Source organism: Streptomyces sp. NBC_01261 (genome assembly GCF_036226385.1).
In the GTDB taxonomy this organism is placed as follows: domain Bacteria; phylum Actinomycetota; class Actinomycetes; order Streptomycetales; family Streptomycetaceae; genus Streptomyces.
Genome location: NZ_CP108463.1, coordinates 289,138 through 311,871 on the forward strand (window position 1 = coordinate 289,138; position 22,734 = coordinate 311,871).

Genomic DNA, 22,734 nt, shown 5'->3' on the forward strand with positions numbered 1-22,734 from the left:
GCGTGAGTGTCCGGCTCGACTCGGATCATGCCGGGCGCCCCACTCCCCCTCCCCCGCCTTGGGCCGGGCACCCGCGCACACCTGATCCACGCGACCCGCCCCCGGTGGACGACGACGCCCTCAGACAGACCGTGGCAGCACGCCTGTGACGTCGCTGACCGTGGTGGTGGAGGGGTGGGTGTGGACGGCCTGGAGGAGCCTCGCGGCGCCTCGGACCGCCGCGGTCTGCGGGGCGGGCACCGGCTGGACGGGAGTGTGCAGCCTGCGGGCGAGACGGTACGTGATCTCGGGACGCAGAGCTCCCCCGCCGACCAGCAGCGCACCCCGCCGCAGCGCGTCGAGCGCCTGCGAACCGGGGCCCTCCTCCAGCATCGTGGTCACCATCGCGACGACCGCGTCCGCGATCTGCGCGGGTGGGGTGAGGCGGTCCAGGTCGCTGGTGCCCAGCGCGGTATGGCGGGCGTCGACGACCGCTCCGTCGGCCAGGAGCGCGACCTCGGTGAGATGGGCGCCGAGGTCCACGACGAGCAGCGGGCGGGTCAGGTCGGCGTCCACGGCCACGGCCACGGCGCGCGCGGTGGATACGGTCAGCACCGTGCGCGGGCGCAGGATCTCGACCGCGGTGCGGGCCTCGGTCCGGTAGGCGACCGCGCCCAGTACGGGCGTGGTCAGGATGACCACAGGACGGCCGAAGCGGGGCAGGCGGTGGCCGAGCATCCGGTTGAGCATCCGGGCCGTGCCGGGGGTGTCGACGATGCAGCCGCGTTGGATGGGATACACGGAGCCGACGCCCGGGAAGGTCACCGTGGGCATGTCGATGATCGTCCGCCGCCCGGAGAGCCAGGCACGGGTACGGGCGCTGCCCAGGTCGAGGGCGATGCCACAGCAGCGCCGGCACCAGGGCCACGGACGATGACGGGCGGACGTGGGGCGGGGGCCCAGCGGAGTTGTCACCGGCCGTCCTCCAGGTCTTGTTGGCAGCGGGCGCAGTAACGGGCCTGCGGGACGATCATGAGTCGTACGAGGGCGACGGGTCCGCGGCACAGGTGGCAGGTTCCGTAGGTGTCCTGGTCCATCCGCGTCAGGGCGGCCTCGACTTCGGCGAGGACCATCCGGGCGGAGGCGGCGAGCGTGACACGGACCTCGGTCTGGGATGCGGCCCGACGCTCGGGTGCCGCGGCGGCTCGGGTCGTGGCGGCCGCCGAGAGCTGCCGCAACTGCTCCTGGCGGAACAGGCGTTGCTCGTGCAGGTTCTCGCGCAGTGCGGCCAGGTCCTCGGTGGAGAAGTTGCTGCCGCGGTCGTCGCTCGTCTGCTGGTTCAGCATGTGACCCCTAGGGCAGGGCGGGAGACGGAAGGCGGAGGGGCGGTCGTCAGCCGGCATCCCGCTGACAGGGGACGCACCAGCTCGTGTACGGCAGGATCTCCAGGCGCTCGACGGGTATCGCCCGGGAGCAGCCTCGGCAGCTGCCGTAGGTTCCGTCCTGGACGCGGCCGAACGCGGCCTCGATCTCGGCGAGAACCCGCCGGATGGTGTCCTTCTGCGCGGACATCAGCTGTTCTCCCGCGTCGGGCCCCGCCTCGTCGACGGCCTGCAACTGCGTGAGACGGGAGGCGCGTTCGTGTTCCAGCCGCTGGCGAGCCTCATGGTCCGTCAGCCGCTCGGGGCGGGTCTCGGTCCGGGGTGTGTCGAGCGACATGGCGGGTCCTTCTTTCGACGGGGCGCGTAGCGCTGCTGAATGGTCGGGTCGAGGGCCGGAAGGCACCGCGGGTGCTCCGGTGCCTCCAGCGTGGTCGGTGGCCGGTGTGAAACCCATCGGGCGCGATGACCATCTACGGCCGGGCCCAGGGCCCATCGCGGCATGGGCAGGCCAAGGTCGCCAAATGGGTACTGGACCCCATCGACGTGGCGTACGGCAGCGGGCAGATTGGGAAGCGGGCCGGTCAGGGCCCATGGAGGCGCGTCCGCTCGGGGCGCGCGGTGACCGACACTGGAGACAACGCCGTGTCAAAGAGAGAGGCGTCATCCCGGTGTCACTGTTCTGGCGGATCTTCGCCCTCAACGCGGTAGTGCTGGGCAGCGCCACCGCGCTGTTGCTGTGGGCTCCGGTGACGGTGTCCGTGCCGGTGGTGCTGACCGAGGCGGTGATCCTCGTGGCCGGCCTGGTCGTCATGCTGGTCGCGAACGCGGCGATGCTGCGGATCGGTCTGGCCCCGCTCGACCGGCTCACCCGGCTGATGACCACGGTGGATCTGCTGCGCCCGGGGCAACGGCTGCCGGCCCAGGGTCACGGCGAGACGGCCGAGCTGATCCGCGGCTTCAACGCCATGATCGAGCGCCTCGAACACGAACGGGCCACCAGCAACGCCCGCGTCCTGACCGCGCAGGAAGCCGAGCGCCGTCGTATCGCCCAGGAACTGCACGACGAGGTCGGCCAGACGATGACCGCGGTCCTGCTGGCCCTGGAGCGGGTGGCCGCCGAGGCCGAGGAGCCCCTGCAAGGCGAACTGCGGCAGGTGCAGGAGATCACCCGGGGCAGTCTGGACGAGGTGCGCCGTCTGGCGCGCCGACTGCGGCCGGGGGTGCTGGAGGATCTCGGCCTGGTCAGCGCGCTGACCTCGCTGACCACGGAGTTCTCCACCCACGCGGGACTGCGCGTCGTCCGCGGTTTCTGTTCCGGTCTCCCCGAACTGGATCAGCAGACCGAACTCGTCCTGTACCGCGTCGCCCAGGAGGCGCTGACGAACGCGGCCCGCCATGCCGAGGCCGACCAGGTCGAGGTGAGCCTGGCCCACACCGACGAAACGGTGGTGCTGGCCGTCGTCGACGACGGCCGCGGCACCGGCGTGGCCCGCGAAGGCGCGGGCATCCGCGGAATGCGGGAGCGGGCCCTGCTGATCGGGGCCACGCTGGACGTCACCTCCCAGCCCCGGGCCGGTACGCGGATCCGGCTGACCGTGCCCGTACCCAGGAAGCAGCCATGACCACGCCCGACGCCCCCGCGATCCGCGTTCTCCTCGCCGACGACCACGCGCTGGTACGTCGCGGAGTGCGCCTCATCCTCGACCGGGAACCGGACCTTGAGGTGGTCGCCGAGGCCGGCGACGGCGCGGAGGCCATCGAGCTGGCCCGTACCCACGAGGTGGACCTGGCGGTACTGGACATCGCGATGCCGCGGATGACGGGTCTGCAGGCCGCCCGCGAACTCGTCGCCCTGAAGCCCGGAGTGCGGGTGCTGATGCTGACGATGCACGACAACGAGCAGTACTTCTTCCAGGCGTTGAAGGCCGGGGCCAGCGGATATGTGCTGAAGTCCGTGGCCGACCGCGACCTGGTGGCCGCCTGCCGGGCCTCCATGCGTGACGAGCCCTTCCTGTATCCGGGCGCGGTCACCGCCCTGATCCGCCACTATCTCGACCGGGTCCGCCACGGCGAGGAAGTGCCCGACCAGCTGCTGACCGCGCGCGAGGAGGAGGTCCTCAAGCTGGTGGCCGAGGGCCACTCGTCCAAGGAGATCGCCGAGATGCTCTTCATCAGCATCAAGACCGTCCATCGGCACCGGGCGAACCTGCTGTCCAAGCTCGGTCTGCGTGACCGGCTGGAGCTCACCCGCTACGCCATCCGCGTCGGCCTCATCGAGGCCTGACCCGCTGACCGCCTCAAGGCACGGGCCGCCCACTCCCCGGCCGGTGCCTTGAGGCCTCCGAGCTCTCCCGGCCGACCGCCACCGACATGCGAAGGGGACGGGGCATGGCACGCTTCACGCCCAGCGCCCCGTGCTGCGGGGGCCCGTTCCGGGCCGTGGTGCGGGTCGTCCTGCTCGCCGTCCTCACCACACTGCTCGCCGCACCGTGCCCTCATCCCCTTGACGGCACGGTGCGCGCTGCCGTCGCGACCGTGTCGGCCCACAGCCGCCCCTGCACGGAGGACGCGGACGCCGCTGTGTCCACCACCGCGGCCCGGAGTCAGCGCGAGACGACCGGTGAGCGTCCTTCACCACCGCTCTCCGTCCCCGTCACGTCGCACGTCACGGGAACGGACCTGCTCCAGTCCTCGCGGACCGGGCCGACCGTGCCGCACCCGGCGTCCTCCGACCGGCCGACGAACCGCCACAGGACACGCGCGCCCCCTCGCTCTCCGGCACCCGAACCTCTTCCTTCCTTCCCCTGACCGCGGTCGCAGTGCCGGCCGCGGCATGTCTGCCGGAGGCCCGCCGTGAAACGATCCCGGCGCACCAGAGCGCTGATCGCCCTCGCTGCCGTCGCACTGTCCCTGTACGTCGCGCTCACCGTGCCCGTCCACCTCGGACTCGATCTCCGGGGCGGTACCCAGTTCGTGCTGGAAACCCGGCCGACGACCGCCGCCGGCGGCGACAGCGACAGCGAGGCCACGGAACGCACGATGGAGGTGTTGCGCGGCCGTGTCGACGCGCTCGGAGTCGCCGAACCCACCATCACGCGCTCCGGCAGCAACCGGATCGTCGTCGAGCTTCCCGGCGTGCAGGACCCGCGGAAGGCGGCGGACGTCCTCGGCCGCACCGCCCAGCTCACCTTCCACCAGGTTCTCGGCACGGCGTCGGATGCCGGCGCCACGCCTGAACCGACGCCCGGACGGCCCCACCAGCTCGTGCTGGCCGACGAGTCGGGGCAGTCCCTGCGTCTTCGGGCTGCCTCTCTGACCGGCGACGCCGTCGACAAGGCCGCCGCCCGCTTCGACCAGCAAGGCGGCGCCGGGTGGCATGTCACCGTCGACTTCAAGGGACCGGGCCAGGACCGGTGGGCCCGCCTGACCGGTGAGGCCGCCTGCCAGCAGGCCGGGAACCCGGCCCGCCGGGTCGCTATCGTCCTCGACAACAAGATCATCTCATCGCCGCAGGTCGACCCGTCCGTCGCCTGCGGCTCCGGCATCGGCGGCGGCTCCACCCAGATCAACGGAACGTTCGACGACGAGGAGACCCGAGAGCTGGCGCTGCTCATCAACGGCGGCGCCCTGCCCGTGCCGGTCGAGACGATCGAGCAACGCACCGTCGGTCCCACGCTCGGCGCGGAGGCCATCACCGCCAGCGTCTGGGCCGCCGTCGTCGGCACCGCCCTGACCTCGTTGTTCATCATCGCCGTGTACCGGCTCGTGGGCGTCCTGGCCACCGTGGCACTGGGCTGCTACGGCCTCGTCTCCTACGCCGCCCTCGCGGCCCTCGGCGCCACCCTCACCCTGCCCGGCCTGGCCGGGTTCGTCCTGGCCATCGGCATGGCGGTCGACGCCAACGTGCTCGTCTTCGAGCGTGCTCGCGAGGAGTACGCCGCTCGCTCCCGCCCCACCCCACGGGCGTCCCTGACAGCGGGGTTCCGCGGGGCGTTCAGCGCGATCGCCGACTCCAACGTCACCACCCTCATCGCGGCCGGACTGCTGTTCCTCCTCGCCTCGGGTCCCGTCCGCGGGTTCGGTGTGACGCTGGGTATCGGTGTCCTCGCCTCCATGCTCAGCGCCCTCGTCATCACCCGCGTCCTCGCCGACTACGCCGTGGCCCGTCGCGGTGTGCGCCGCCGCCCCCGGATCACCGGCATCGCGCACACCGGCGCCATCCGCGACCGGATCACCCGCGCGGATCCGCACCTGATGCGTCATCCGCGCCGATGGCTGGCCGTCTCCGCCGCGGCCCTCGTCCTGGCCGCCTCCGGCATCGCCCTGCGCGGTCTCGACCTCGGGGTCGAGTTCACCGGAGGACGCCTCGTCGAATACGCCACGGCCGCCTCCGTCGACTCCGACCGGGCCCGGAACGCCCTCGCCGACGCCGGGTTCACCCGCGCCGTCGTGCAGACCTCCGGCGAGAACCAACTCAGCGTCCGTACCCACCACCTCAGCGACGCCGAGGCAGCCTCGCTCACCGAAACCGTCGCCGCCCTCACCGGCAGGGCCGACCTGCTCCGTGACGAAGCCATCGGCCCGAGCCTCGGCAAGGAGCTGCGCCAGGGTGGGCTCATCGCCCTGGCTGTCGCCCTCGTCGCGCAGCTCGGCTATCTCGCGGCGCGCTTCCGCTGGCTCCTGGGAAGCTCCGCGGTGACCGCCCTCGTCCACGACGTCGTGATCCTCGTCGGCGTCTTCGCCTGGCTCGACAAACCCATCGACGGGGTCTTCCTCGCCGCGCTCCTGACGGTCATCGGGTACTCCGTCAACGACTCCGTCGTCCTCCTCGACCGGATCAGGGAACTCCGCCGCCGCGACCGCGAAGCACCCTTCAGCCGCATCGCCGACCAAGCACTGCTCCAGACCCTGCCGCGTACCGTCAACACAGGCATGGGCGCCGCGTTCATCCTCACCGCACTGGCCGTCCTTGGCGGCGACAGCCTGACGGACTTCGCCCTCGCTCTCCTCATCGGCCTCGCGGTCGGCACCTACTCCTCCATGTTCACCGCCACGCCGCTGGCCGTGGAACTGCACAGGCGCGCATAGGAGTTCGCCCTCGGTGGTCCCGATCCGCGGGGAGGCCTGGGATCAGCTGGTGAAGGTGAACCAGTTGATGTTGGTGAAATCGGAGGTGCTGCCCGCGAAGACCAGGTAGACGTCGTGGACGCCGGTTGCGGAGGCGACGACGTTCGCGGGCACCGTCTGCCAGTTCTGCCAGCCGCCGTTGTTGCCGAAGTCGATCTCGGCGATCTTCGTGCCGCCGGTGCTGTCCAGACGTACCTGGATGGCGCCGCTGATCCCGGCGGCCGCGCCCGACGCCAGCCGGGCCTTGAACTGGCCAGGGGAAGCCGAACCGAAGTCCACGGACGAGAACTTGAGCCAGTCGCCGTTCGAGATGTACCCCACGTCGCTGCCGCCGCCGGTGTCGGAGCAGCTCTCCGTGGTGGTCCCGCTCTGCGCCGAGTAGGACTCGGCCTGAATGGTGCCGTACGCGCTGACGGTGCCCGAGCCCGGACCTCCCGGTCCGCTGCCGGAACCGGCTCCGAGAGTGATGGTCCACGAGGTGGGCGCACCGTCCTGGATGTGCCCGTCCACGGGGGCCGAGCCGGTGGCGCCGACGTCGTCGTAGGGGAAGGCGTAGCCGATGCTGGCGTACTGGTGGACGAGACGTGCGTAGTGGTTGGTGATCGCGTCCTGGTAGTACTGGGACGGTGTCACGCCGTCCGGCTGGTTGTTCCCGCCGGAGACCAGCAGTGAGCTTCGGTTGAGCGCGGCGGCGAGCCGCGCGGCGATCGCGCCGCGGGCGTCCGAGCCGGAGTTGTAGAGCGGGCCGGACGCGCAGCCGAAGATGTCGACCGCGCTCGGCTTGGTGAACGGTACGCCGTTGGTGTTGAGGCCGGAGAAGACGATGGCGCCGCCGGAGACGGTTCCGGTGTAGGAGCCGATGCCGCCCTGTCCGTTGACGGTCAGCGCGGTGGAGGCGTAGCGGCTCCAGACCCGGTTGAGGTAGTCGTCCCAGTAGCCGCCGAAGTCGACCGGCGAGTGCGAGGGAGCCATGACGCGCAGGACCGCGCCCGAGGAGTCGGTGACCACCAGCCTGTCCCAGGGGGCTCCGTCGGAGGCGTGCTGGGCCTGGAGGCCGGAGGCGATGGAGGCGAGGGCTCCGGAGGGCAGCGGGCTGACCGACTGGCTGCCCCCGCTCCCGGTGCTGGCCATCGAGACCGGCAGCGCGACCATGTCGACGTAGGAGATGTTGGCGTAGAGGTTGGCGCTGTTGAAGGTGAACTCGCAGAACGTCCAGTTGGTGGCCCAGTTGGGGTCGGAGCTGACCAGGGCGGGCTGCACCACGCCGGGTACGGTGCCCGGGTTGACGAAGAACTGGAGCTTCTGGCCGACCGAGAACCAGACCCGGCCGCCTATGACGTAGTCGTTCAGGTTGACCGTGGTCCCCGCCGAACCGGAGGCGCCAAGCGGGATGGAGTAGTCGGCGATGGGGGTCACGGGGGACGACGGGTTGGGCAGCCTGTTCAGGGCGCCGTTCGCCGAGACGAAGACCGGCCAGCCGCTGCTGTCGGAGCCGGAGATATAGGCGTAGACGTTGTCGTGGCCGGAGTTGTTGGCCAGTTTCACGGGGAGGGAGACCGCCGCCGCCGTGGCGGTGGGCGAGAAGGGGCTGAGCACAGCCGCGGCGGTGGCGGCACCGGCCGCGGTCAGCAGGGAGCGTCGGGAAACCACAGGTCCTCCCAGGGACTTGACCGTCCGTCAGCAGTGCGACGGTTGTGGGGTGTTGGGTCGTGTGGGGTTCTGTGCGGGGGTGACGCTATTGGACCGGACCAATACGGTCAAGGGTTCCGGAGGCCTGGAATCCGCGCGGTCCGCGCCTATTTTCAGGAAGCCGGCGCGAACGGCCACTCACACAGCCACGAAACGCCCGTCGGCTACAAGCCGCCCTGGGGAAAAGGGAGTTGCGGTCTGCTACGACATCGGTCACGACGTCGGAGCCCGACGGCAGCGGGCGGATGTGTGAACTCGACGCCCAGAGCCGGGGATTGAGGATCACGGCGGACTGGGGACTCCCCCGGCCCCCGCCTCCGGCATCCCCCGCTGCGGCGCGTGCAGAGGCCCGATGTCTGTTACGCGAACGTCAGGTTCAGCGTTTTCCGCCGTCCGGGTCGAGGGCGTCGTGATGGTTGCACAGGGCGTCCAGGATGCGGGCGAGCCTCAAGGCGAGGGCGAGTTGCCCGGCAGGCGAGGTCCGGTCAGGAATCGCCAGCTTGCGCCTCGCCTCCCGTGCGCAGGCGAGCGCCAGGCAGGCAGCGAGATCACTGCTCTGTGACTGGCGTGCGGCGATGGTCTCGACTTCGGGGATCATCACCTGGAGATGGCCGCGCAGTTGAGCCACAAGAAGAGCGAGCTCGCCGGTGGACGGCGGCCGGGACAGTCCCAGCACAAGCCGCGAAGTCACACGCATCGTCTCGACGTCTGCCGGATCATGCTCCTCATCGAGCAGAACGGGCATACCACCTGGGGTCATGCCGTCACTTCCGTCCGGGGCTCCGGAACGGATGCACTTCGGCGCGGATTTTTTTGGCGACCGCTGCCAACACCTCGGCGACTGCAGGGGATTCACCCGCCGGTCGGGGAACTCCACCGGCCGGCCCGCCCGGCGTGTCTCCTCCACCAGCGTGCGGAGTATGTCGGCGATGGGCGGGCCGGGCACGGCGGTGCGGTCTCGGTTGAGCAGGTCGAGCGGGTGCCGCAGGCCTGTGATGACCCTGCGACCGGTGCCCGTAACTCTCGATGACTCGCTCGCCAAGGCGACGCCCCTCCACTCCCCCGTAGAGCGCCACCAGCTCAATCGCCGTCACATACGCCGGGAAGCTGCCTCCGGGTGTCAGCCCGTCAGCTGTTGCCACTGTCGGTGACGGTCAGCGCTGGTCGATCGCGACCCCGCGTGCCGCGAGTTCGGTCAGGACGGGATCGCGTCGGCCTTGCAGTATCTGTCCGTTCATCTGCAGTGACTTGTTGAGCCGTCGCAACGACTTCATGTCGAGCAGTGGGCCCAGCTCGGTGAGGGAGTGGTGGCCGCCGAAGAGGAGTTCGGAGAGGTCGGGCAGGCCGACCAGCGCACCGATGTCCGTCACTTCGTCCAGGTAACCCATGCGCAGGGACTGGAGCGACGTGAGGCCGGCCAGGGGCGAAAGGTCCCTCCAGGGCAGGCGGGAGAGGTAGAGCCGGGTCAGGGAGCGAAGAACGGGGAGGTCGATCAGCTGCGGGGCCTGTTCCACGCTCAGTGCGCGCAGTTCGGGGCAGGCTTCGAGGATGCCCAGGGAGTCGAGCCTCGTGACCCTTTCGAGGGTCAGGTCGGCGACCGGGGTGCCGGCCAGCCCGCTGATGTCCGTGAGCGCACGGCAGTCCCACACACCGACCTTGGTGAGCGCGGTCAGGCCGTCGAGGCGGCCGAGGTCGGTGAGCGAGGGAAGACTGGTGAACCCCACTTCCTGCAGAGCCGGCAGATCGCCCGGGTCACCGGGGCTGCACAGGCTGTCGGTATGGCTGACGGACAGTTCCTCCAGCGCGTCATGGGAGTCGAGGCCAGTGAGGTCCAGCAGGCCGTGACACTTGTCGAGACCGAGTCCACGGAGGCCGCGGAGGGACGCGAACGGGGTGAGGTCCCGGATCAGGCCCAGCCCGTCCAGGTGAAGCCGGAACGCGGTGGTGAGGTCGGCCAGGGACGCGAAGTCCCCAAGCGCGGGGCAGTTCTCGAAGGTGATCTTTTCCAGGGAGGGCAGAGCCCCGACTCCCGCGAGGGAGGCCAGCCGTTCGCTTCTCACGATCCGCAACTCCGTCAGGTGCGTCAGCGAGGAGAGTCCCCGCAGGTCGGAGAGGTCCGGACAGCCCGATATCTCCAGCGTCGTCAGACGAGGGTGCTGGCCGAAACCACGGACGGAATGGAAACGGGGGCAATCCTCGACGACCAGTTCGGAGAGGTCCCCTGCCGCAGCGACGCCGGTCAGGTCACGAAGCTGCTTGCAGCTGACGAGGCGTAGAACCTCCAGCGCGGGCACGGTCGTCAGGCCGGTCAGATCACGGATGGCCGTCCAGCCGAGATCCAGGTGGGTGAGGCGGGTGAGGCCGGACAGCTGCGCCGGGGATCTGAAGGACCGACAGCCGCGCAGGTTCAGGTGCTCAAGAAGGGGCAACGCGGCTGCGAAGTCGGTCACCGAGCTGACCCGGGTCATGCTCAGGTCGAGGTGGCGCAGACGGCTCAGGGACAGAAGCGGCTCGACATCGGACACCGGACGGCAGCGGTGCAGGCTCAGCCAGGTGAGCTGGGTGAGACCGCTGAGCGGGCCGAGGTCCTCGACTCCCGCACAGCCGTTCAGGTCGAGGTGACGCAACCCGGTGAGCGCGCCGAGTTCCGTGAGGTCGGTTATCTCCTTGCAGCGATCCACCGTGAGCGCGCGCAGCATGGTGAGGTGCCGCAGGCCCGACAGCGAGGTCACGCGCTTCACTGTCAACTCCGTGCGGCCCTCCCGGAGGAAGGCTGGCGCCAGGAGGGCCGCGGCGAAGCCGTCCGGATCGCCGGCCGTCGGCCACAGCCGCAACAGCGTCTCCACGGCGAGGTCCGCGACCGGCGCGAAACGCGCCGCCAACTGCAGCGCGGCGCCGTCGTCGGTGACCTGCACCAACTCTCGCACCGCCTTGCGGGCCTGAGCCGGCTTCGCTTTTTCGAGCATGCCGGCGTAGGTCGTCACGCGTTCGTCCGGGCTTCCGCCGCCGATGATCGAAGTCATACGCGGAACCCTACAATCCGCCTCTGACAACCCCTCGACGCTGAATCCCCATGCCGGTTGTGCGGCCGCCAGGCAGGCGGCACGCCCACACCTCTTCCCGGGGGTACCGCTCCTTCCGAGATCCCCTTCCGCCTGGCCATCGCCGCCTGAGCCCGCGGACGGCCCTCCTGTCACACAGAGACGCCCTGCCGGGCGCGAGTACCGGCAGGGCGTCCAAGGAGAGCGACGGAGACCCCACGACGGGCCTACGCCGCTGCGGGTGGCTCCTGGTCCTGCTGTACGTGGGACGCGGCAGCTCCGTCAGCTGCGCCGAAGACGGCTGTTCCCTGGCTTTGGTTATCTCGTCACCAGCGCGTTTGAATCGTTGCCATGCTGCGCGCGCCCTGCTGGCGGAGTCGATCACGTCCGGGACCTGATCCAGCAGACCCTTCACGGAGAAGAGAAAGATTGCGGCCACGCCCACGACGGCGAGAGCGATTGCCCCGTCCAACTTCTCGGTACCTTTCGGATGGGTGACCGAGCGGGGGCTCATGCGCAGGGCATTCGTCAGCTCGGCCACTGCTTGAGTGGCTCGAACTGAGAAGCCCTGCGTCCGACGTATCGCCGGGTATCTCAGGAGGCCGGGCTAACACCCGACCGCAATCAAGTATGCATGTCCGCGACAAAATTGATCACCAATGTCAACGGCAGTCCGACGTCGGATGAACCGGGGTCATGCCGCCTTGCTGCCACAAGGCACCCGGTCCTGACGGGCAACACAGCTTCCGCAGTGCGAACACGGAAGCGACATGAAGATGATCTTGCCGAGCACCCACAGGAGTTCGCAGCTCCACCGTGGACACTACACCGAGAGTACCGCACGCCCTCTGAAGTATGCCCCGTCACTGGACAATTGGACGTTGAGCTGCCGAAACAGCGTTGCCCCGCCTCTCAGAACGAGGCGGGGCGGCGATGGTCTAGGCGGCAGGGGGCGGCTCCCGGTCGTCCGCCGAGGGCGGCAGCTCGGGCCTCTTGAAGCGGTGCCACTCGGCGCGCACGTTCCCGGCGGACTTGATCACGTCCGGAAGCTGGTCGAGCACGCCCTTCAGGACGTAGATCGCCATGGTGACCACGCCAGCGATGGCGAGAATGATGACGATGAGGGTGGTGCTGTCCACCGATCCTTACCTTCCCTGTCATGGGTCGGATCGGGTGCGCAGGCAGCCTCGATCCGAACCCTACGGTTCGGGTCGAGACACCCACGCTGACGCAGACGCGAATGTTCTCGGTCGGGCCTACTCTTCGGCCCATATCAACCATCGGCTTCTTTTGCTGCCCCCAGGCTCATCAGTGCAACTGTCCTGCGTCTAGGCGACGTTCGGATCCATCGCCAAGCCAGCGCTACTGACGCCACCCGCGCACCATGTTCGAACACGGCTGCGGACTGGATGGGTTGCGCCAACAACCCACCACGGCCAGATTAGCGCACATGGTCATGATCTTCGCCACGATGCAACTGAGCCCCACCCCGGTTGAGTTGGGGTGGGGCTCAGGCGCTGGTTGGACGTATGTGAGGGGGCGTCACCGGGTGGGGGCGTAGCGGTGGTGGGGGCAGGTGCAGCGGGGGACGAGGAGGATGCCGCCCCCGTTCGGGAGGGGGACGTCCTCGGTCTGCCGGCACTCGTCGTGCAGGCCCGCGTAGCCCGGTTGGTGGGCGACCGCGCACTCGGCGGACATGGTCGAGGTGTCCACGCTGTCCGCGTTCATCAGAGGATGCCGCCGCTACTCTCGGAGTTCAGCGCGCGGTTCCGCTCCTGCATGGCGTGGAGGCGCTCGTCGTTCGTGGCCAGGCGGACGAGCGCGGGGTCGGCGTCCCACTCGCGTCCACCAGTCACCGGCCGCAGCTGTACGTACGGGCCCTCGTGCCCCATGACGTAGCCCAGTTCGCCTCTCTCTGGGTCGTAGACCAGGGCGCCCGTCGGCTGCTGTTCCTGCGCCATCACTCAAGCCCTCCCCGCCGAAGTGCGATTGCCAGGCGGTCGGCCACATCGGCACGGATGCGCCCCAGTTCGACGAGCTTCAGGTCGGATGACGCTGCGTCGACCCTCAGGGAGGGGAAGACGATCCCGACCTCCGTGAGCGCTGCTCTCAGGGACTCCACTGCTGCGTACGGGTCGACGTCCCACACTTCCTTCGTAGCCATGAACGGGACGCTAAGGACGAGGAGTTGCAGCGCACCATGGTGTTTTCTTGAGTTTTCTCGTACCCGCTCTTGCTTCGCTCGCTTTTTCTCACGAAGGTGGCAGAACCCCGTAGCCCGAGGCGTGCAGCCTGGTGATGCTGGGGTGATCAGCCTCCGGCGGAAGGACTCTGGTCATGGCCCGACGACTGCGCTTCAACGGCACCGGCAGTGGCGAAGGAAGCTGCCCCGCGATTCACGAAGACCTCGACTCGGGTGAGGTCATCGTGCACGGGCCGCGCCTCACCGACCCTGCCGCCCTCGCCCAGCTCCAGCACATCGACGAGGACGAGATCCCGATCGTGATGCCGCGCAACACGCTGATCGACTTCGGCCCGAAGGAGCGCGAGACCGAGCCGCGCGTCTTCACGCCGGAACAGTTCGCCCGGCTCTTCGACAACTTCCAGCACAGCGCCTGGCACCTGGAGATGCGCGGTCGCTACGCGGTCGACGAGGTCACCGACACCTACGCCCAGTTCGTGCGGGGCGAGGCGCCGACCTGGGACCTGAGCACGCCGTGGAGCCTGGGCATCCGCGCGAAGACCGAGGACGGCGCCAGCGTCGGACGGGTCCGGATCGTCGACGACCCGCCCACCCCAGGGCAGTTGTACCTGCTGGCCCACGCGGAGAAGAACGCGGCGCTGGGCGAGGACATCCGCAACATGTGGCGGTCGGACGCCCAGCGCGTCAACCTCCCGGACGAGGACTTCTGGATCTTCGACTCCCACATCGTCGCCGTCTGCATCTTCGACGATGATGACAACCTCACGGGCGCCGAGCTGATCACGTAGCCCGCACGCGTGAACCAGTACAACCGACTGCGGGACGTCGCCCAGCACTACGCCGTCCCGTACAGGCAGTTCGCGGCTCAGGTGGCCGTGAAGGAGGCGTAAGCAGGTGTGTGCCGGTGAGTACGGACTATCAGCAGGCCCGCGAGGCGCTCGGGATACGGCTCCGGGAACTTCGGCTCTCGGCTTCTGACGGCCGGCTCACCGGCACGGCCCTGGCTCGCAGGCTCGGCTGGTCCAACTCCAAGGTCTCGAAGCTGGAGTTGGGCAGGCAGACGGCTACCCCGGAGGACCTGCGTGCGTGGGCGGCGGCGTGCGGCCAGCCCGCCCTGTACGAGGAACTACGGGCCAGGCTGGCGGGGTTCGAGTCGCACATCCGCTCCTGGCGCAGGCAACTGGTCGGCGGTCACAAGCCCGTCCAGGACGCCCACAACGAGGCACAGGCCGGTTCGAAGGTGCTGCGCGCCTGGGAGTCGTCGTGGGTCGTCGGCGTCCTCCAGACCCCCGACTACGCGCGAGCCGTACTGACCCGCTCCGCCGAACGGCACAAGTCCCCGCTCGACATCGAGGCCGCCGTGCGCGCCCGGATGAAGCGGCAGGAGCTGCTGTACAGCGGGGGCCGGAAGTACCACGTCATCTTGTGGGAACCGGTGCTGCGCTCGCTGGTCTGCCCGCCCTCGGTGCTCATCGCCCAGCTCGACCGCCTCGCGGGCGTCATCGGCATGGACACCGTGGAGCTGGGCATCGTCCCGCTCACTGCGTCGCTGAAGACGCCGCCCGGTCTGGGCTTCTGGATCTACGACGACCGCCAGGTGGTCACCGAGACCTGGCACGCCGAGATGTGGCTCGACGACTCCGACTCCATCGCCCTCTACCTGCGCATCTGGAACTCTCTCCGTGAGTCCGCGGTCTACGACACCGACGCCCATAACGTCATCAACTCGGCGAGGCGAGCCCTCAATCCCCGTTGACCTACCGGGGGAGTTCCTGGTTCGCCCCTCGGGTGACGCGGCTGACGACCGGCTCAAAGATCGCCGTAGCTCGCATAACCTTCACCAACTCGTCGTACGCCTCGTCGGCCTTGGCCGAGAGCTTCTCAACGTTCGGCCATCGCTTGGTCGTTTCGCGTACGGCCTCCGCGCGTTCCTGCTCTTCATGTCCGGGTCCGGTGCGCTTGTTCCAGTGCTGCCACTGGATGAACTCCACAAACCAGTCCCGGAACGTCTCGAACGCCGCCTGGTGGGCATCCTTCATAGTCAGTGATCCGTATAGCTCAAGGTTGGCTTGGATCTTCGCCACGTCGGCGCCGTCCACTGCCTTCGCCATGGAGTCCATGACGTCGCTGTCCGGACTGCGCATCGCGTCCCTCCGTGCCTGCGCGACAGGCCGTTCGTACTTCAGGGACTCTTCGATGACGGCAACTTGCCGCTCCCAGAGTTTGTGCTCCCGTTCTCGCTGCCGTGTCACGCGCTGAACCACTACGGCCACGATCGTCGTACTGAGCGAGCCGAAACCCGCCCCGATGAGGGTGGTTATCACAGGTGCGATCTGCATAGCGGCAGACGATAAACCTTGGGTGGCGTGTCTTGGGGGCGAAGCCCCGGAGTGCGCAGTTGGCACCCCGGGGCTTCAGCGCGTTCACAACACCTTGAGGGCCTTCAGCACCGCCAGGCACAGCAAGAGGCAACCCGCGAAGGAGCCCCCGGCGTACAGGACAGCCTGACCCGCAGGAGTACCAGGGGAGTGGCTGATGAAGCCAGCGACCATGGCCACGATGGTGGAGACCAGGGCGCAGATGACGACGATCAGCACCTTGACACCGAGAGAGAGGTTCAACGACCCGATTACCTTTCCGGTGACCGGGTGGGGACGAACCTCAGCCGATCACCACGTCACATACGTGTGATCTTGCTGAGGCCCACCGACGTGGGGGCTCATTGGGGTTGGCCTGGCCAAAGCCCTCGGTAGCCGTTCTCCCATTTGTGCTTCAGTGCATGTCGACTGACGGCCGCAAACGGTCCGCATACCTGAGGCGTCGGCCCCAGGCTCGTTAGGCACTGTGTGGTAGGAGCACTGCACTGCCCCCTGCGATGGGCAACTCTAGCGGAGCCAGGGGCGTTTGATGGGTCGAAGTGCGCCAGGGGGAGGTACCTACGGAGGAACCGCGCTGGCGGGTGCGGCCCCACGCCCCGCCCGGCCACGAAATCGCGTCTTTCGTCTCGGACTTCGTCGGCGTCCCAAGACGCTCGACTGAGCAGGTGCTGCATACCGGCCGGAGTGGCGTCACCGGCATGTTCGGCGATCGTCCAACAGTTCTCCCGCGGCAGCTCCGCAAGCAGGCACAGTACGAACGCCCGTGCTCGGCGCTGCGGATCCACCCGAGCGAACCGCCCTGCGATCCGCGCCATCAGGTCCTCGAACACCGGTTGCCACCGGGCAGGATCTACGCTGTGGCCCACGGTCGGCGGCTGATCTTCGTTTGTCCGCACAACCAACGATGATCAATGGTGGCCGCGTCCTTCTACGCCGACCAGCAGTACAGGCTCTGCGGCTTCCGGCCGATGGCGCAGAGCAGGTCAGCCAGACCACTCAAGATCCACAAGGCAATACCCTCGTCGAAGACCTCGCCGTCCGCCGACCGCTCCGCGACCCACACTCGGCTGACCTCGACAAGCCGTTGCTCATCAGCAACGGTCAGGGCGTCCTGGAGAGCCCGGGAGGCCGCAAGGACCACCGGGCCTTCACCTTCACCAGGATCGGCGACGACTTTGGGAACGTCAGCGGCGACGAGGTCTTCGAAAGTCTGACCGGTGAAGATGCTCTCCCACTCGATCAGCGCCCCTTCGGCGTCGAAGTTCCCGAACGTCAGCGACTCAAAGAAGTCGTCGGGTCCGACGTCTACGACGGCGGCTGCAGCAGCGTGGTCCGGCGCCACGAAGAACTTGATAATGGTGCTCACCGGTGCATAGTGCCTGCTCGACAGGTGCCAGCGCACCTGTCAGATGCAGCCGACCAGGCCGACAAGCTCCTCCACCCAGCGCCAAGATCAAGATCTACAGTTGAAGTACTAGAAGGTCCCAGGTGCCACTTGCGACTCTCTGATTGGGTTCCGGTGCGGCATGTAGCCCTCAGTTTTGTTAAACCCATGACGGATTTCATGATCCGCTGACACTATCTCGGGCTATGTCGTTACCGCAGGTGATCTTATCCGCCAAGTTCCACCCGAATGTGTGCACGAATGGGCCGCTGGACTGGAATCCCATCGGGTCGGCGGGGGCGTTCAGCGCCTTCTGCGGCATCCTCGCGGGCTTCGTCTTTTCCGGCGTTGTCATGGTTATCGGGCAGCAGAACCCGATGGGCGGAGACGGCCACGCCTCGCGGGGTCTGCGCCTGCTGATGCCCAGCTTCTTCGGTCTGGCTGTCACCTCCTATCTATACTCAGTAGTCACGGGTGAACTCGTCTGCAGGCGTGCTCTGGTAGAGCAGCTGTTCGTCGGGGGCGTTCTCGCAGCCAACGCCGTGGTAGTTATCGCTGCTCTGGCATGGCTATTTCTGGCGTATGGCCGAAATTCTGACGGTGAAGTGCGATTCCTGCGCGGTCTCGTCCTCGTCTCCGCGATTTTTGCCATGTTCATGCTAGCGACTTCGTCCGTGGGCTTCCATAACGCATGGACTGACCGCAAGGCGGCGGGGTGGGCCGACTGGATGGTGTGGGGCTCTTTCGTGGCACTGCTAGGGGGTACGGTCGTCTCTTGGCGCAAGCCGGTTCCTCCGGTACCCGCAGCGAATATATTGGGCTGGCCGTACGACATTCTCAACAAGCGAGTAAATTTCAGTGCGTGGCTGAACTTGTTGACCAGCGCGGGTCTCGCGGGGTTCAGTGGCTACTTCGTGGGTACCCCTTATGACAAGCTGAACTACCCTCGGTGGGAGATATACGCCATGAGCGAGGGGGCTCTTATCGTTCCTGCCGTAGTAATCATGGGCGTGCTGTGGGCGTTGCCAAGAGAATGATTTGAATCGCCGCTCCAGGAGATGGCCTCGCGATTGTGTCTGCGGCCTGCGACGTGCTTTTCTTGCTTCCGGCGAAATGGCATTGCGCCCATTCGGGAGGGAAAAACGCGAGCAAACCGCCGCAATCAATTCAAGTGAAGACTGGGCGAGGTCCGGCGAAGTCGACGGGCAATGGCTCGTCATTGAGCACTCGGCGCTGACCGGGCCATCCGGCCAGCGGCGGGTCAACGTCGCACAGATCAGCGAGGTGCACTACAAGGCGCCCCGCCCCTACCAGATCAACGGGTGGTTCGGTGTGAGATCGTCGGCGACACCAACAATGCGGTGGTGCGGGGCAACAGGGACAGTGTCGTCCAGACAGCGCACCAGTGTCCGCCCGAACCGCGGGTCACCGAGGCCGTCGAGGCGTTGAACCGCCTGCCGGACGACGGGGTGGTCCTCGACATTGACGGGGAACTGCATCGGCTGCCTTCCTGTTCATGGTTGATCGTCGGCTGTCGCCTGTCGTCGGCGAACCGACTCCTGAACCCACACGGACGGAACGCCGGCATCTGTGACAGACGGGCATGCACGGGCACCGAAAGGTGCGTGAGCGGGACTCGACGGGACCGACGGCGCCGGAGCGGGTACCAAACGGCAGGTGCCGGACGCCTCCCGAGGCTGTCGCCCAAGCAACTGATCAGCACTCGGACTTCAGGTCCGTCGACGCCGCCGGCGTCAACTCCGCTGCGGGCCGTACCGGATGACCCGGGTCGGGATCGTGATCCGCCGGGAAGCGGGAGGCTCCGAGTCCTTGCGGCTCAGGCGGTCGACGAGCAGCCGTGCTGCCTGCCGGCCGATCTCGTCGGCGTCGTAGGAGACGAGGGTCAGGGGGAGGCCGAGGATGTCGGAGAAGTCGAAGTCGTCGAAGCCCGCCACGGGGAGAGTGGTGCCGGCCTTGTACAGGGCTCGGATCGCTCCCTGGCTGATGCGGTTGTTCGTGCAGAACAGCGCGGTGGGACCATGGGCGAGATCGAGGAGTTCGAGCGCCGCCCGCTCGGCCGCTGCGGCGTCGTCAAGACCCTGCCGTATCAAGGAGTTGTCGGGCTCCACGCCGGATTCTTCGTGCGCCGCCCAGAAGCCACGCAGCCGTTCCGCCCCCGTGTACAACGCCGGTGGATTGCCGAGGAAGGCGATGCGGGTGTGGCCCTCCGCCAACAGGCACGCCGTGGCCTCACGGGCGCCGTGGAAGTCCTCCACCAGCACACAGTCGGTGTCGAGGCCCGCCGGCGGCCTGGCGGCGAGGACGACGGGGACGTGACGCATGGCCGCGGCGAGGTGCTGCTGCCGACTGCCGGCAGGGACGACGATCAGCCCCTCGACCCGTTGGTCGATGAGACCGTCGACCAGCCCCGGCTCACGATCCGCCCGCTCACCCGTGTTGCTGAGCAGCATCCGGAAACCGTGCTCGGTGAGGACCTCCTGGACTCCGAGCGCCAGACGTGAATAGAACGGGTTGGCAAGGTTGGTGACGACGAGACCGATCATCCCGCTGCCGCCGAGCCGCAGGCTGCGCGCGGTCTCGTTGCGCCGGTAGCCCAGGCGGTCGACCGCGGCGAAGACACGCTCGCGGGTGGCTTCGGAGACCCCGGGATCGTCCTTGAGCACCCGCGAGACCGTCATGGCGCTGACCTGCGCGAGTTTTCCGACGTCGTGCATGGTCGGGCCGCCGCCTCGGCGAGCGGTCATGCCCCTGTCCCTTCCTGCGTCTCCTGTGCCGGCGTCCCGGACCCGGTCAATCCTCAAAGCGCCGCGCTCCGCGTGTCCCGTGCCCAGCGGGCGGCCCCGATCAGCGGTGCCTCGGCCGGCTGCCTGGCGGGCAGCACGTGCACGGTGGCCCCGCCTGCCGGAACCAGCCTTACGGAGAACGCGGGGTGGATCAAGTCCCACGACTGGGCCATGGAACCACCGATCACCACCGCGGTGGCCTCGAAGCGGTCGATCCATGGGGCCAGGGCCTGACCGAGGGTTCCGAAAGCGTAGCGGAAAGCCTCTGTGGCGGCCGGGTTGCCCGCCTTGACCAGCGCGGCGATCTCGTGGACGTCGGGGAGCTCCCGGTCTTCCGCCACGGATGCGAGGCGGCCGTAGCGGTCGCGGATGGCGCGGCGTGAGACGAGGTCCTCCAGTGGCCGGCCGTGCACGGTCAACCGGTGCACGTGACCGCCGGGGGGAATGTCCGTGCCGTCGTGCACAGGAAGGCCGTCACGCAGGAACGAGGAGCCCACACCGGTACCCAGTGTCAGGCACACCACGCGTTCGTACCCCGCGGCGGCGCCCGCGTGGTACTCGCCGATGGCGAAGGCGTCGGCGTCGTTGAGGAAGCGCAGGTGTTCGGCCCGGTCGGCCAGCCGCCTGCGCAGGCCGGCCCCGACGTCGACGCCGGAGAGGGCCTCGAACTTTCCGATCCCGGTGAAGCGGCCTATCCCGGTGTCGTAGTCGAAGGGACCGGGTATGGCCACGCCCCAGCACGGTCCGTGCTCGGCGGGCAGTTCCAGGGCGGTCCGGGCGATGGTGTCCAGGACGTTGTCGGCGGTGGCGTCGGAGCCCAGGGGCCTGCGCAGCACCGAGGACGGCAGGGGGCTGTCGGTGACGGGGTCGACCAGGGCGGCGGTGACGTGCGTTCCGCCGATGTCGAGCACGGGGACGGGCGTACCGGCCGGGCGCGCGGCGCCGGTCACGGCTCGACCACCAGGGCCTTGACCACGTGTACTTCGTCGTCGCCCACCGGGCGGATGCGGTAGGGGCCTGCCGCGGCGGGCACGGTGATGGTCTCCGCGAAGGCCAGGAAGTGCTCGCCCGCGTCGCGGGTTTCGAGGACGGCGCCCTGGCCGGCGGCGATGTTGAGGATGTGGAAGCGGCCGGCGGTGTCGTCGTCCATGCCGGCTTCCGGGGCCATGACCAGGCGGTGCACCGCGTAGAACATCTCCGGCAGTGCGCCGATGACCTCCTCGCGCCAGCCCTCACCGGCACGCAGGGTGCGCGGCTGCTGGATCAGGTCCTTCGTCACGTCCTCTCCGCGCCGGGAGGTGTCCAGGTTGGCGAAGCCGTGTGCGTAGGGCAGCGGCCTGGACGCGCCGGCGGCGTCCTTGCGGAGCCAGTCGTAGAAGCGCAGGGAGTAGAGGTACGGCGTCGCGCTCACCTCCAGCACCAGGTTGCCCGCCCCGGAGGCGTGCGGGGTGCCCGCGGGGATCATGAACAGCTGGCCGACGGTGGCGGGGTGGCTCTGGACGTGGTCCCCGACCGGCATGGGGATGCCCTCGGCGATGGCATCCTCGACCTGGCGGCGCATGACGTCGAGGTCCGCGTGCTCGGTGAGGCCGAGCAGCACCTGGGCGCCGGGCTCGCCGGCGGTGACGTAGTACGTCTCGTGCTGGGTGTAGGGCCAGCCGAAGACCTCTCGCATGTACTGCTCCCGCGGGTGGCAGTGCAGGGAGAGGTTGCCGCCGCCGATCGTGTCGAGGTAGTCGAACCGGATCGGGAAGGAGGTGCCGAAGGTGCGGTGGACGTCCTCGCCGAGCATGGCCTCCGGGTGGAGGACGCACAGGAGTTGGAAGGGGACCTCGACCTGCGGACCGCTCTTGTCGCCGATGAGGACTCCTGCCTCGGGGGCGATGAGTTCGTAGCCGAGGGCGGTGTTGCCTGCCTGCGGGGCGAAGCCGAGCTCGCTCGCCGCCCATTGGCCGCCCCAGGGCGTGGAGTTGAAGTACGGACGGGTGCGCACCGGGCCACGGACCAGCTGTTCCAGGGTCGCGCGCAGGGCCAAGCCGTCCAGTGAGGCCGGAAGTCCCGGGTCCTGTACGTCGATCCACCGGTCGATTCGTGTCGCGTGCGCGTCGCGGTGCCGGTCCAGGACGGGCCAGTCGGTGTAGAACAACCGCACCAGGTCGCCGGGTTCGCCTGCGCGGGCCAGATTGGCGCCCACCGGCAGGTCCCCCTGTGCCACGGCGGCCTCGGCGTACCGTTTCGGCAGGTCCGCGAACCACAGCAGATCCGGGCCGCACAGTCCCGCGCCCGGACCGAACACCACCACCACGCCGTCGCCCGCGGGCCTTTCGGGCCGGGGAACGGAGTCGAAGAGGTCGGCGACCCGCGCCTCGGACAAAGCAGTGAAGAAGGGGTCGTCGGCAGGCACGGGCCGGGCGGTGATCCGCTCGGCGGCCGCCGGTGCGTAGTGGCGGCGCACGTCCACCAGCTCCACCTCGCGCCCCGTCGAACGGAGGGCCGCCGACAGGCCCTCGGTCAGCGCGTCCCAGTCCAGGGCGGCGGGACCGTCGACCGACAGCACGAGCGGGCCGGCCGGCAACGCGGCGACCGCGACCGGCCAGCCCGCTTCCACCTGCCCGTCCACGGGCTCGTAGCTCGGGCGGGGATCGTACGAACGAGACGTGGACGGCACATCTTCTCCTCGCTGGGCTTCAATGACTGAGTTAACGATAACAATCACTGACTGAAGTCGTCCACCACCTCACACTTGA

The 22,734-nt window shown here is 68.6% G+C and carries 23 protein-coding genes and 2 pseudogenes; 7 read left to right on the forward strand and 18 right to left on the reverse strand.

The genetic code is table 11. The annotated features are described in order from the left end of the window. Window positions 1-120: 120 nt before the first annotated feature. From OG226_RS01180 to OG226_RS01190, 3 genes are read right to left on the reverse strand one after another with little or no spacing between them, the layout of a single operon-like run. Window positions 121-954, reverse strand: coding sequence for a rod shape-determining protein (locus OG226_RS01180; RefSeq protein WP_329347362.1), 834 nt, complete (start codon window positions 952-954; stop codon window positions 121-123). After that, window positions 951-1,325: a TraR/DksA family transcriptional regulator gene (locus tag OG226_RS01185; RefSeq protein ID WP_329347363.1), complete on the reverse strand. Its 375-nt coding sequence runs from the start codon at window positions 1,323-1,325 to the stop codon at window positions 951-953. Before OG226_RS01185 ends, OG226_RS01180 begins: the two co-directional genes overlap by 4 nt. Before the next feature lie 46 nt (window positions 1,326-1,371). Then, window positions 1,372-1,698 carry a TraR/DksA C4-type zinc finger protein gene (locus tag OG226_RS01190; protein ID WP_329347364.1) on the reverse strand — a complete coding sequence of 109 codons (327 nt, stop codon included), beginning with the start codon at window positions 1,696-1,698 and terminating at the stop codon, window positions 1,372-1,374. 331 nt (window positions 1,699-2,029) lie between these two features. On the opposite strand from OG226_RS01190, the gene OG226_RS01195 reads away from it, so the two are divergent. The 4 genes from OG226_RS01195 to secD all read left to right on the forward strand — a co-directional run bounded on the left by OG226_RS01195 (window position 2,030) and on the right by secD (window position 6,449). Beyond that, the gene (locus tag OG226_RS01195; protein ID WP_329347365.1) at window positions 2,030-2,983 is read left to right on the forward strand and encodes a HAMP domain-containing sensor histidine kinase; all 954 of its coding nucleotides are present in this window, start codon (window positions 2,030-2,032) and stop codon (window positions 2,981-2,983) included. Then, the gene (locus OG226_RS01200; protein WP_329347366.1) at window positions 2,980-3,645 is read left to right on the forward strand and encodes a response regulator transcription factor; all 666 of its coding nucleotides are present in this window, start codon (window positions 2,980-2,982) and stop codon (window positions 3,643-3,645) included. Before OG226_RS01195 ends, OG226_RS01200 begins: the two co-directional genes overlap by 4 nt. A 104-nt stretch (window positions 3,646-3,749) precedes the next feature. Continuing rightward, window positions 3,750-4,169: a hypothetical protein gene (locus OG226_RS01205; RefSeq protein ID WP_329347367.1), complete on the forward strand. Its 420-nt coding sequence runs from the start codon at window positions 3,750-3,752 to the stop codon at window positions 4,167-4,169. A gap of 45 nt (window positions 4,170-4,214) precedes the next feature. Beyond that, a complete protein-coding gene (gene secD / locus OG226_RS01210; RefSeq protein WP_329347368.1) occupies window positions 4,215-6,449 on the forward strand; it encodes a protein translocase subunit SecD in 2,235 nt (744 codons plus the stop codon). A gap of 42 nt (window positions 6,450-6,491) precedes the next feature. Here secD and OG226_RS01215 read toward each other — a convergent pair whose 3' ends face one another. From OG226_RS01215 to OG226_RS01245, 7 genes are all read right to left on the reverse strand, one after another. Beyond that, window positions 6,492-8,138: a beta-1,3-glucanase family protein gene (locus OG226_RS01215; RefSeq protein ID WP_329347370.1), complete on the reverse strand. Its 1,647-nt coding sequence runs from the start codon at window positions 8,136-8,138 to the stop codon at window positions 6,492-6,494. A gap of 415 nt (window positions 8,139-8,553) precedes the next feature. Further along, window positions 8,554-8,922 (reverse strand): DUF6415 family natural product biosynthesis protein, encoded by a 369-nt coding sequence (locus tag OG226_RS01220; RefSeq protein ID WP_329347371.1) that lies wholly within the window; start codon window positions 8,920-8,922, stop codon window positions 8,554-8,556. Between the two features lie 409 nt (window positions 8,923-9,331). Next, the gene (locus OG226_RS01225) at window positions 9,332-11,200 is read right to left on the reverse strand and encodes a leucine-rich repeat domain-containing protein (RefSeq protein ID WP_329347373.1); all 1,869 of its coding nucleotides are present in this window, start codon (window positions 11,198-11,200) and stop codon (window positions 9,332-9,334) included. A 956-nt stretch (window positions 11,201-12,156) separates the two neighbouring features. Beyond that, entirely contained in the window at window positions 12,157-12,357 is a 201-nt protein-coding gene (locus OG226_RS01230) for a hypothetical protein (protein WP_329347375.1), read from the reverse strand. 403 nt (window positions 12,358-12,760) lie between these two features. Beyond that, a complete protein-coding gene (locus OG226_RS01235) occupies window positions 12,761-12,946 on the reverse strand; it encodes a hypothetical protein (protein WP_329347376.1) in 186 nt (61 codons plus the stop codon). After that, on the reverse strand, window positions 12,946-13,179 hold the full coding sequence (locus OG226_RS01240) for a hypothetical protein (RefSeq protein WP_329347378.1): 234 nt from the start codon (window positions 13,177-13,179) through the stop codon (window positions 12,946-12,948). Before OG226_RS01240 ends, OG226_RS01235 begins: the two co-directional genes overlap by 1 nt. After that, window positions 13,179-13,382: a hypothetical protein gene (locus OG226_RS01245; RefSeq protein ID WP_329347380.1), complete on the reverse strand. Its 204-nt coding sequence runs from the start codon at window positions 13,380-13,382 to the stop codon at window positions 13,179-13,181. The genes OG226_RS01240 and OG226_RS01245 overlap by 1 nt, the downstream gene beginning before the upstream one ends. Before the next feature lie 173 nt (window positions 13,383-13,555). Here OG226_RS01245 and OG226_RS01250 point away from each other — a divergent pair. Both OG226_RS01250 and OG226_RS01255 read left to right on the forward strand, forming a co-directional pair. Continuing rightward, a pseudogene (locus tag OG226_RS01250) lies at window positions 13,556-14,311 on the forward strand (DUF6879 family protein). Window positions 14,312-14,325: 14 nt separating this feature from the next. Next, complete coding sequence (locus OG226_RS01255) at window positions 14,326-15,177, forward strand: helix-turn-helix domain-containing protein (protein ID WP_329347381.1); 852 nt, start codon at window positions 14,326-14,328, stop codon at window positions 15,175-15,177. A 1-nt stretch (window position 15,178) separates the two neighbouring features. On the opposite strand, the gene OG226_RS01260 is transcribed toward OG226_RS01255, so the two are convergent. The 4 genes and pseudogenes from OG226_RS01260 to OG226_RS01275 all read right to left on the reverse strand — a co-directional run bounded on the left by OG226_RS01260 (window position 15,179) and on the right by OG226_RS01275 (window position 17,165). After that, window positions 15,179-15,760: a hypothetical protein gene (locus tag OG226_RS01260; RefSeq protein WP_329347383.1), complete on the reverse strand. Its 582-nt coding sequence runs from the start codon at window positions 15,758-15,760 to the stop codon at window positions 15,179-15,181. An 84-nt stretch (window positions 15,761-15,844) separates the two neighbouring features. After that, entirely contained in the window at window positions 15,845-16,042 is a 198-nt protein-coding gene (locus OG226_RS01265; RefSeq protein WP_329347385.1) for a hypothetical protein, read from the reverse strand. A gap of 362 nt (window positions 16,043-16,404) precedes the next feature. Beyond that, a pseudogene (locus OG226_RS01270) lies at window positions 16,405-16,614 on the reverse strand (IS701 family transposase); the annotation flags it as partial. Between the two features lie 113 nt (window positions 16,615-16,727). Beyond that, window positions 16,728-17,165 (reverse strand): hypothetical protein, encoded by a 438-nt coding sequence (locus OG226_RS01275; protein ID WP_329347387.1) that lies wholly within the window; start codon window positions 17,163-17,165, stop codon window positions 16,728-16,730. 224 nt (window positions 17,166-17,389) lie between these two features. Between OG226_RS01275 and OG226_RS01280 the strand changes: the two genes are divergently transcribed. Beyond that, entirely contained in the window at window positions 17,390-18,220 is an 831-nt protein-coding gene (locus tag OG226_RS01280; protein ID WP_329347388.1) for a hypothetical protein, read from the forward strand. Window positions 18,221-18,490: 270 nt separating this feature from the next. Here the strand turns inward: OG226_RS01280 and OG226_RS01285 are convergent, their stop codons facing one another. The 4 genes from OG226_RS01285 to OG226_RS01300 all read right to left on the reverse strand — a co-directional run bounded on the left by OG226_RS01285 (window position 18,491) and on the right by OG226_RS01300 (window position 22,655). Further along, window positions 18,491-18,682 carry a hypothetical protein gene (locus tag OG226_RS01285; protein ID WP_329347389.1) on the reverse strand — a complete coding sequence of 64 codons (192 nt, stop codon included), beginning with the start codon at window positions 18,680-18,682 and terminating at the stop codon, window positions 18,491-18,493. A gap of 255 nt (window positions 18,683-18,937) precedes the next feature. Next, window positions 18,938-19,948 (reverse strand): LacI family DNA-binding transcriptional regulator, encoded by a 1,011-nt coding sequence (locus OG226_RS01290; protein ID WP_329347390.1) that lies wholly within the window; start codon window positions 19,946-19,948, stop codon window positions 18,938-18,940. A 53-nt stretch (window positions 19,949-20,001) separates the two neighbouring features. Then, complete coding sequence (locus tag OG226_RS01295; protein WP_329347391.1) at window positions 20,002-20,937, reverse strand: ROK family protein; 936 nt, start codon at window positions 20,935-20,937, stop codon at window positions 20,002-20,004. Then, window positions 20,934-22,655, reverse strand: a complete 1,722-nt coding sequence (locus OG226_RS01300) for a class I mannose-6-phosphate isomerase (protein ID WP_329347392.1) — start codon at window positions 22,653-22,655, stop codon at window positions 20,934-20,936. Before OG226_RS01300 ends, OG226_RS01295 begins: the two co-directional genes overlap by 4 nt. Between the last annotated feature and the right edge of the window lie 79 nt (window positions 22,656-22,734).

Coding starts and splice junctions, on each gene's coding strand:
- OG226_RS01185 (WP_329347363.1), bottom strand. CDS start 1,325: ATGCTGAACCAGCAGACGAGCGACGACCGCGGCAGCAACTTCTCCACC.
- OG226_RS01245 (WP_329347380.1), bottom strand. CDS start 13,382: ATGGCTACGAAGGAAGTGTGGGACGTCGACCCGTACGCAGCAGTGGAG.
- OG226_RS01285 (WP_329347389.1), bottom strand. CDS start 18,682: ATGCAGTTCCCCGTCAATGTCGAGGACCACCCCGTCGTCCGGCAGGCG.
- OG226_RS01235 (WP_329347376.1), bottom strand. CDS start 12,946: ATGAACGCGGACAGCGTGGACACCTCGACCATGTCCGCCGAGTGCGCG.
- OG226_RS01220 (WP_329347371.1), bottom strand. CDS start 8,922: ATGCCCGTTCTGCTCGATGAGGAGCATGATCCGGCAGACGTCGAGACG.
- OG226_RS01225 (WP_329347373.1), bottom strand. CDS start 11,200: ATGACTTCGATCATCGGCGGCGGAAGCCCGGACGAACGCGTGACGACC.
- OG226_RS01190 (WP_329347364.1), bottom strand. CDS start 1,698: ATGTCGCTCGACACACCCCGGACCGAGACCCGCCCCGAGCGGCTGACG.
- OG226_RS01260 (WP_329347383.1), bottom strand. CDS start 15,760: ATGCAGATCGCACCTGTGATAACCACCCTCATCGGGGCGGGTTTCGGC.
- OG226_RS01240 (WP_329347378.1), bottom strand. CDS start 13,179: ATGGCGCAGGAACAGCAGCCGACGGGCGCCCTGGTCTACGACCCAGAG.
- OG226_RS01200 (WP_329347366.1), top strand. CDS start 2,980: ATGACCACGCCCGACGCCCCCGCGATCCGCGTTCTCCTCGCCGACGAC.
- OG226_RS01290 (WP_329347390.1), bottom strand. CDS start 19,948: ATGACCGCTCGCCGAGGCGGCGGCCCGACCATGCACGACGTCGGAAAA.
- OG226_RS01205 (WP_329347367.1), top strand. CDS start 3,750: ATGGCACGCTTCACGCCCAGCGCCCCGTGCTGCGGGGGCCCGTTCCGG.
- OG226_RS01280 (WP_329347388.1), top strand. CDS start 17,390: ATGTCGTTACCGCAGGTGATCTTATCCGCCAAGTTCCACCCGAATGTG.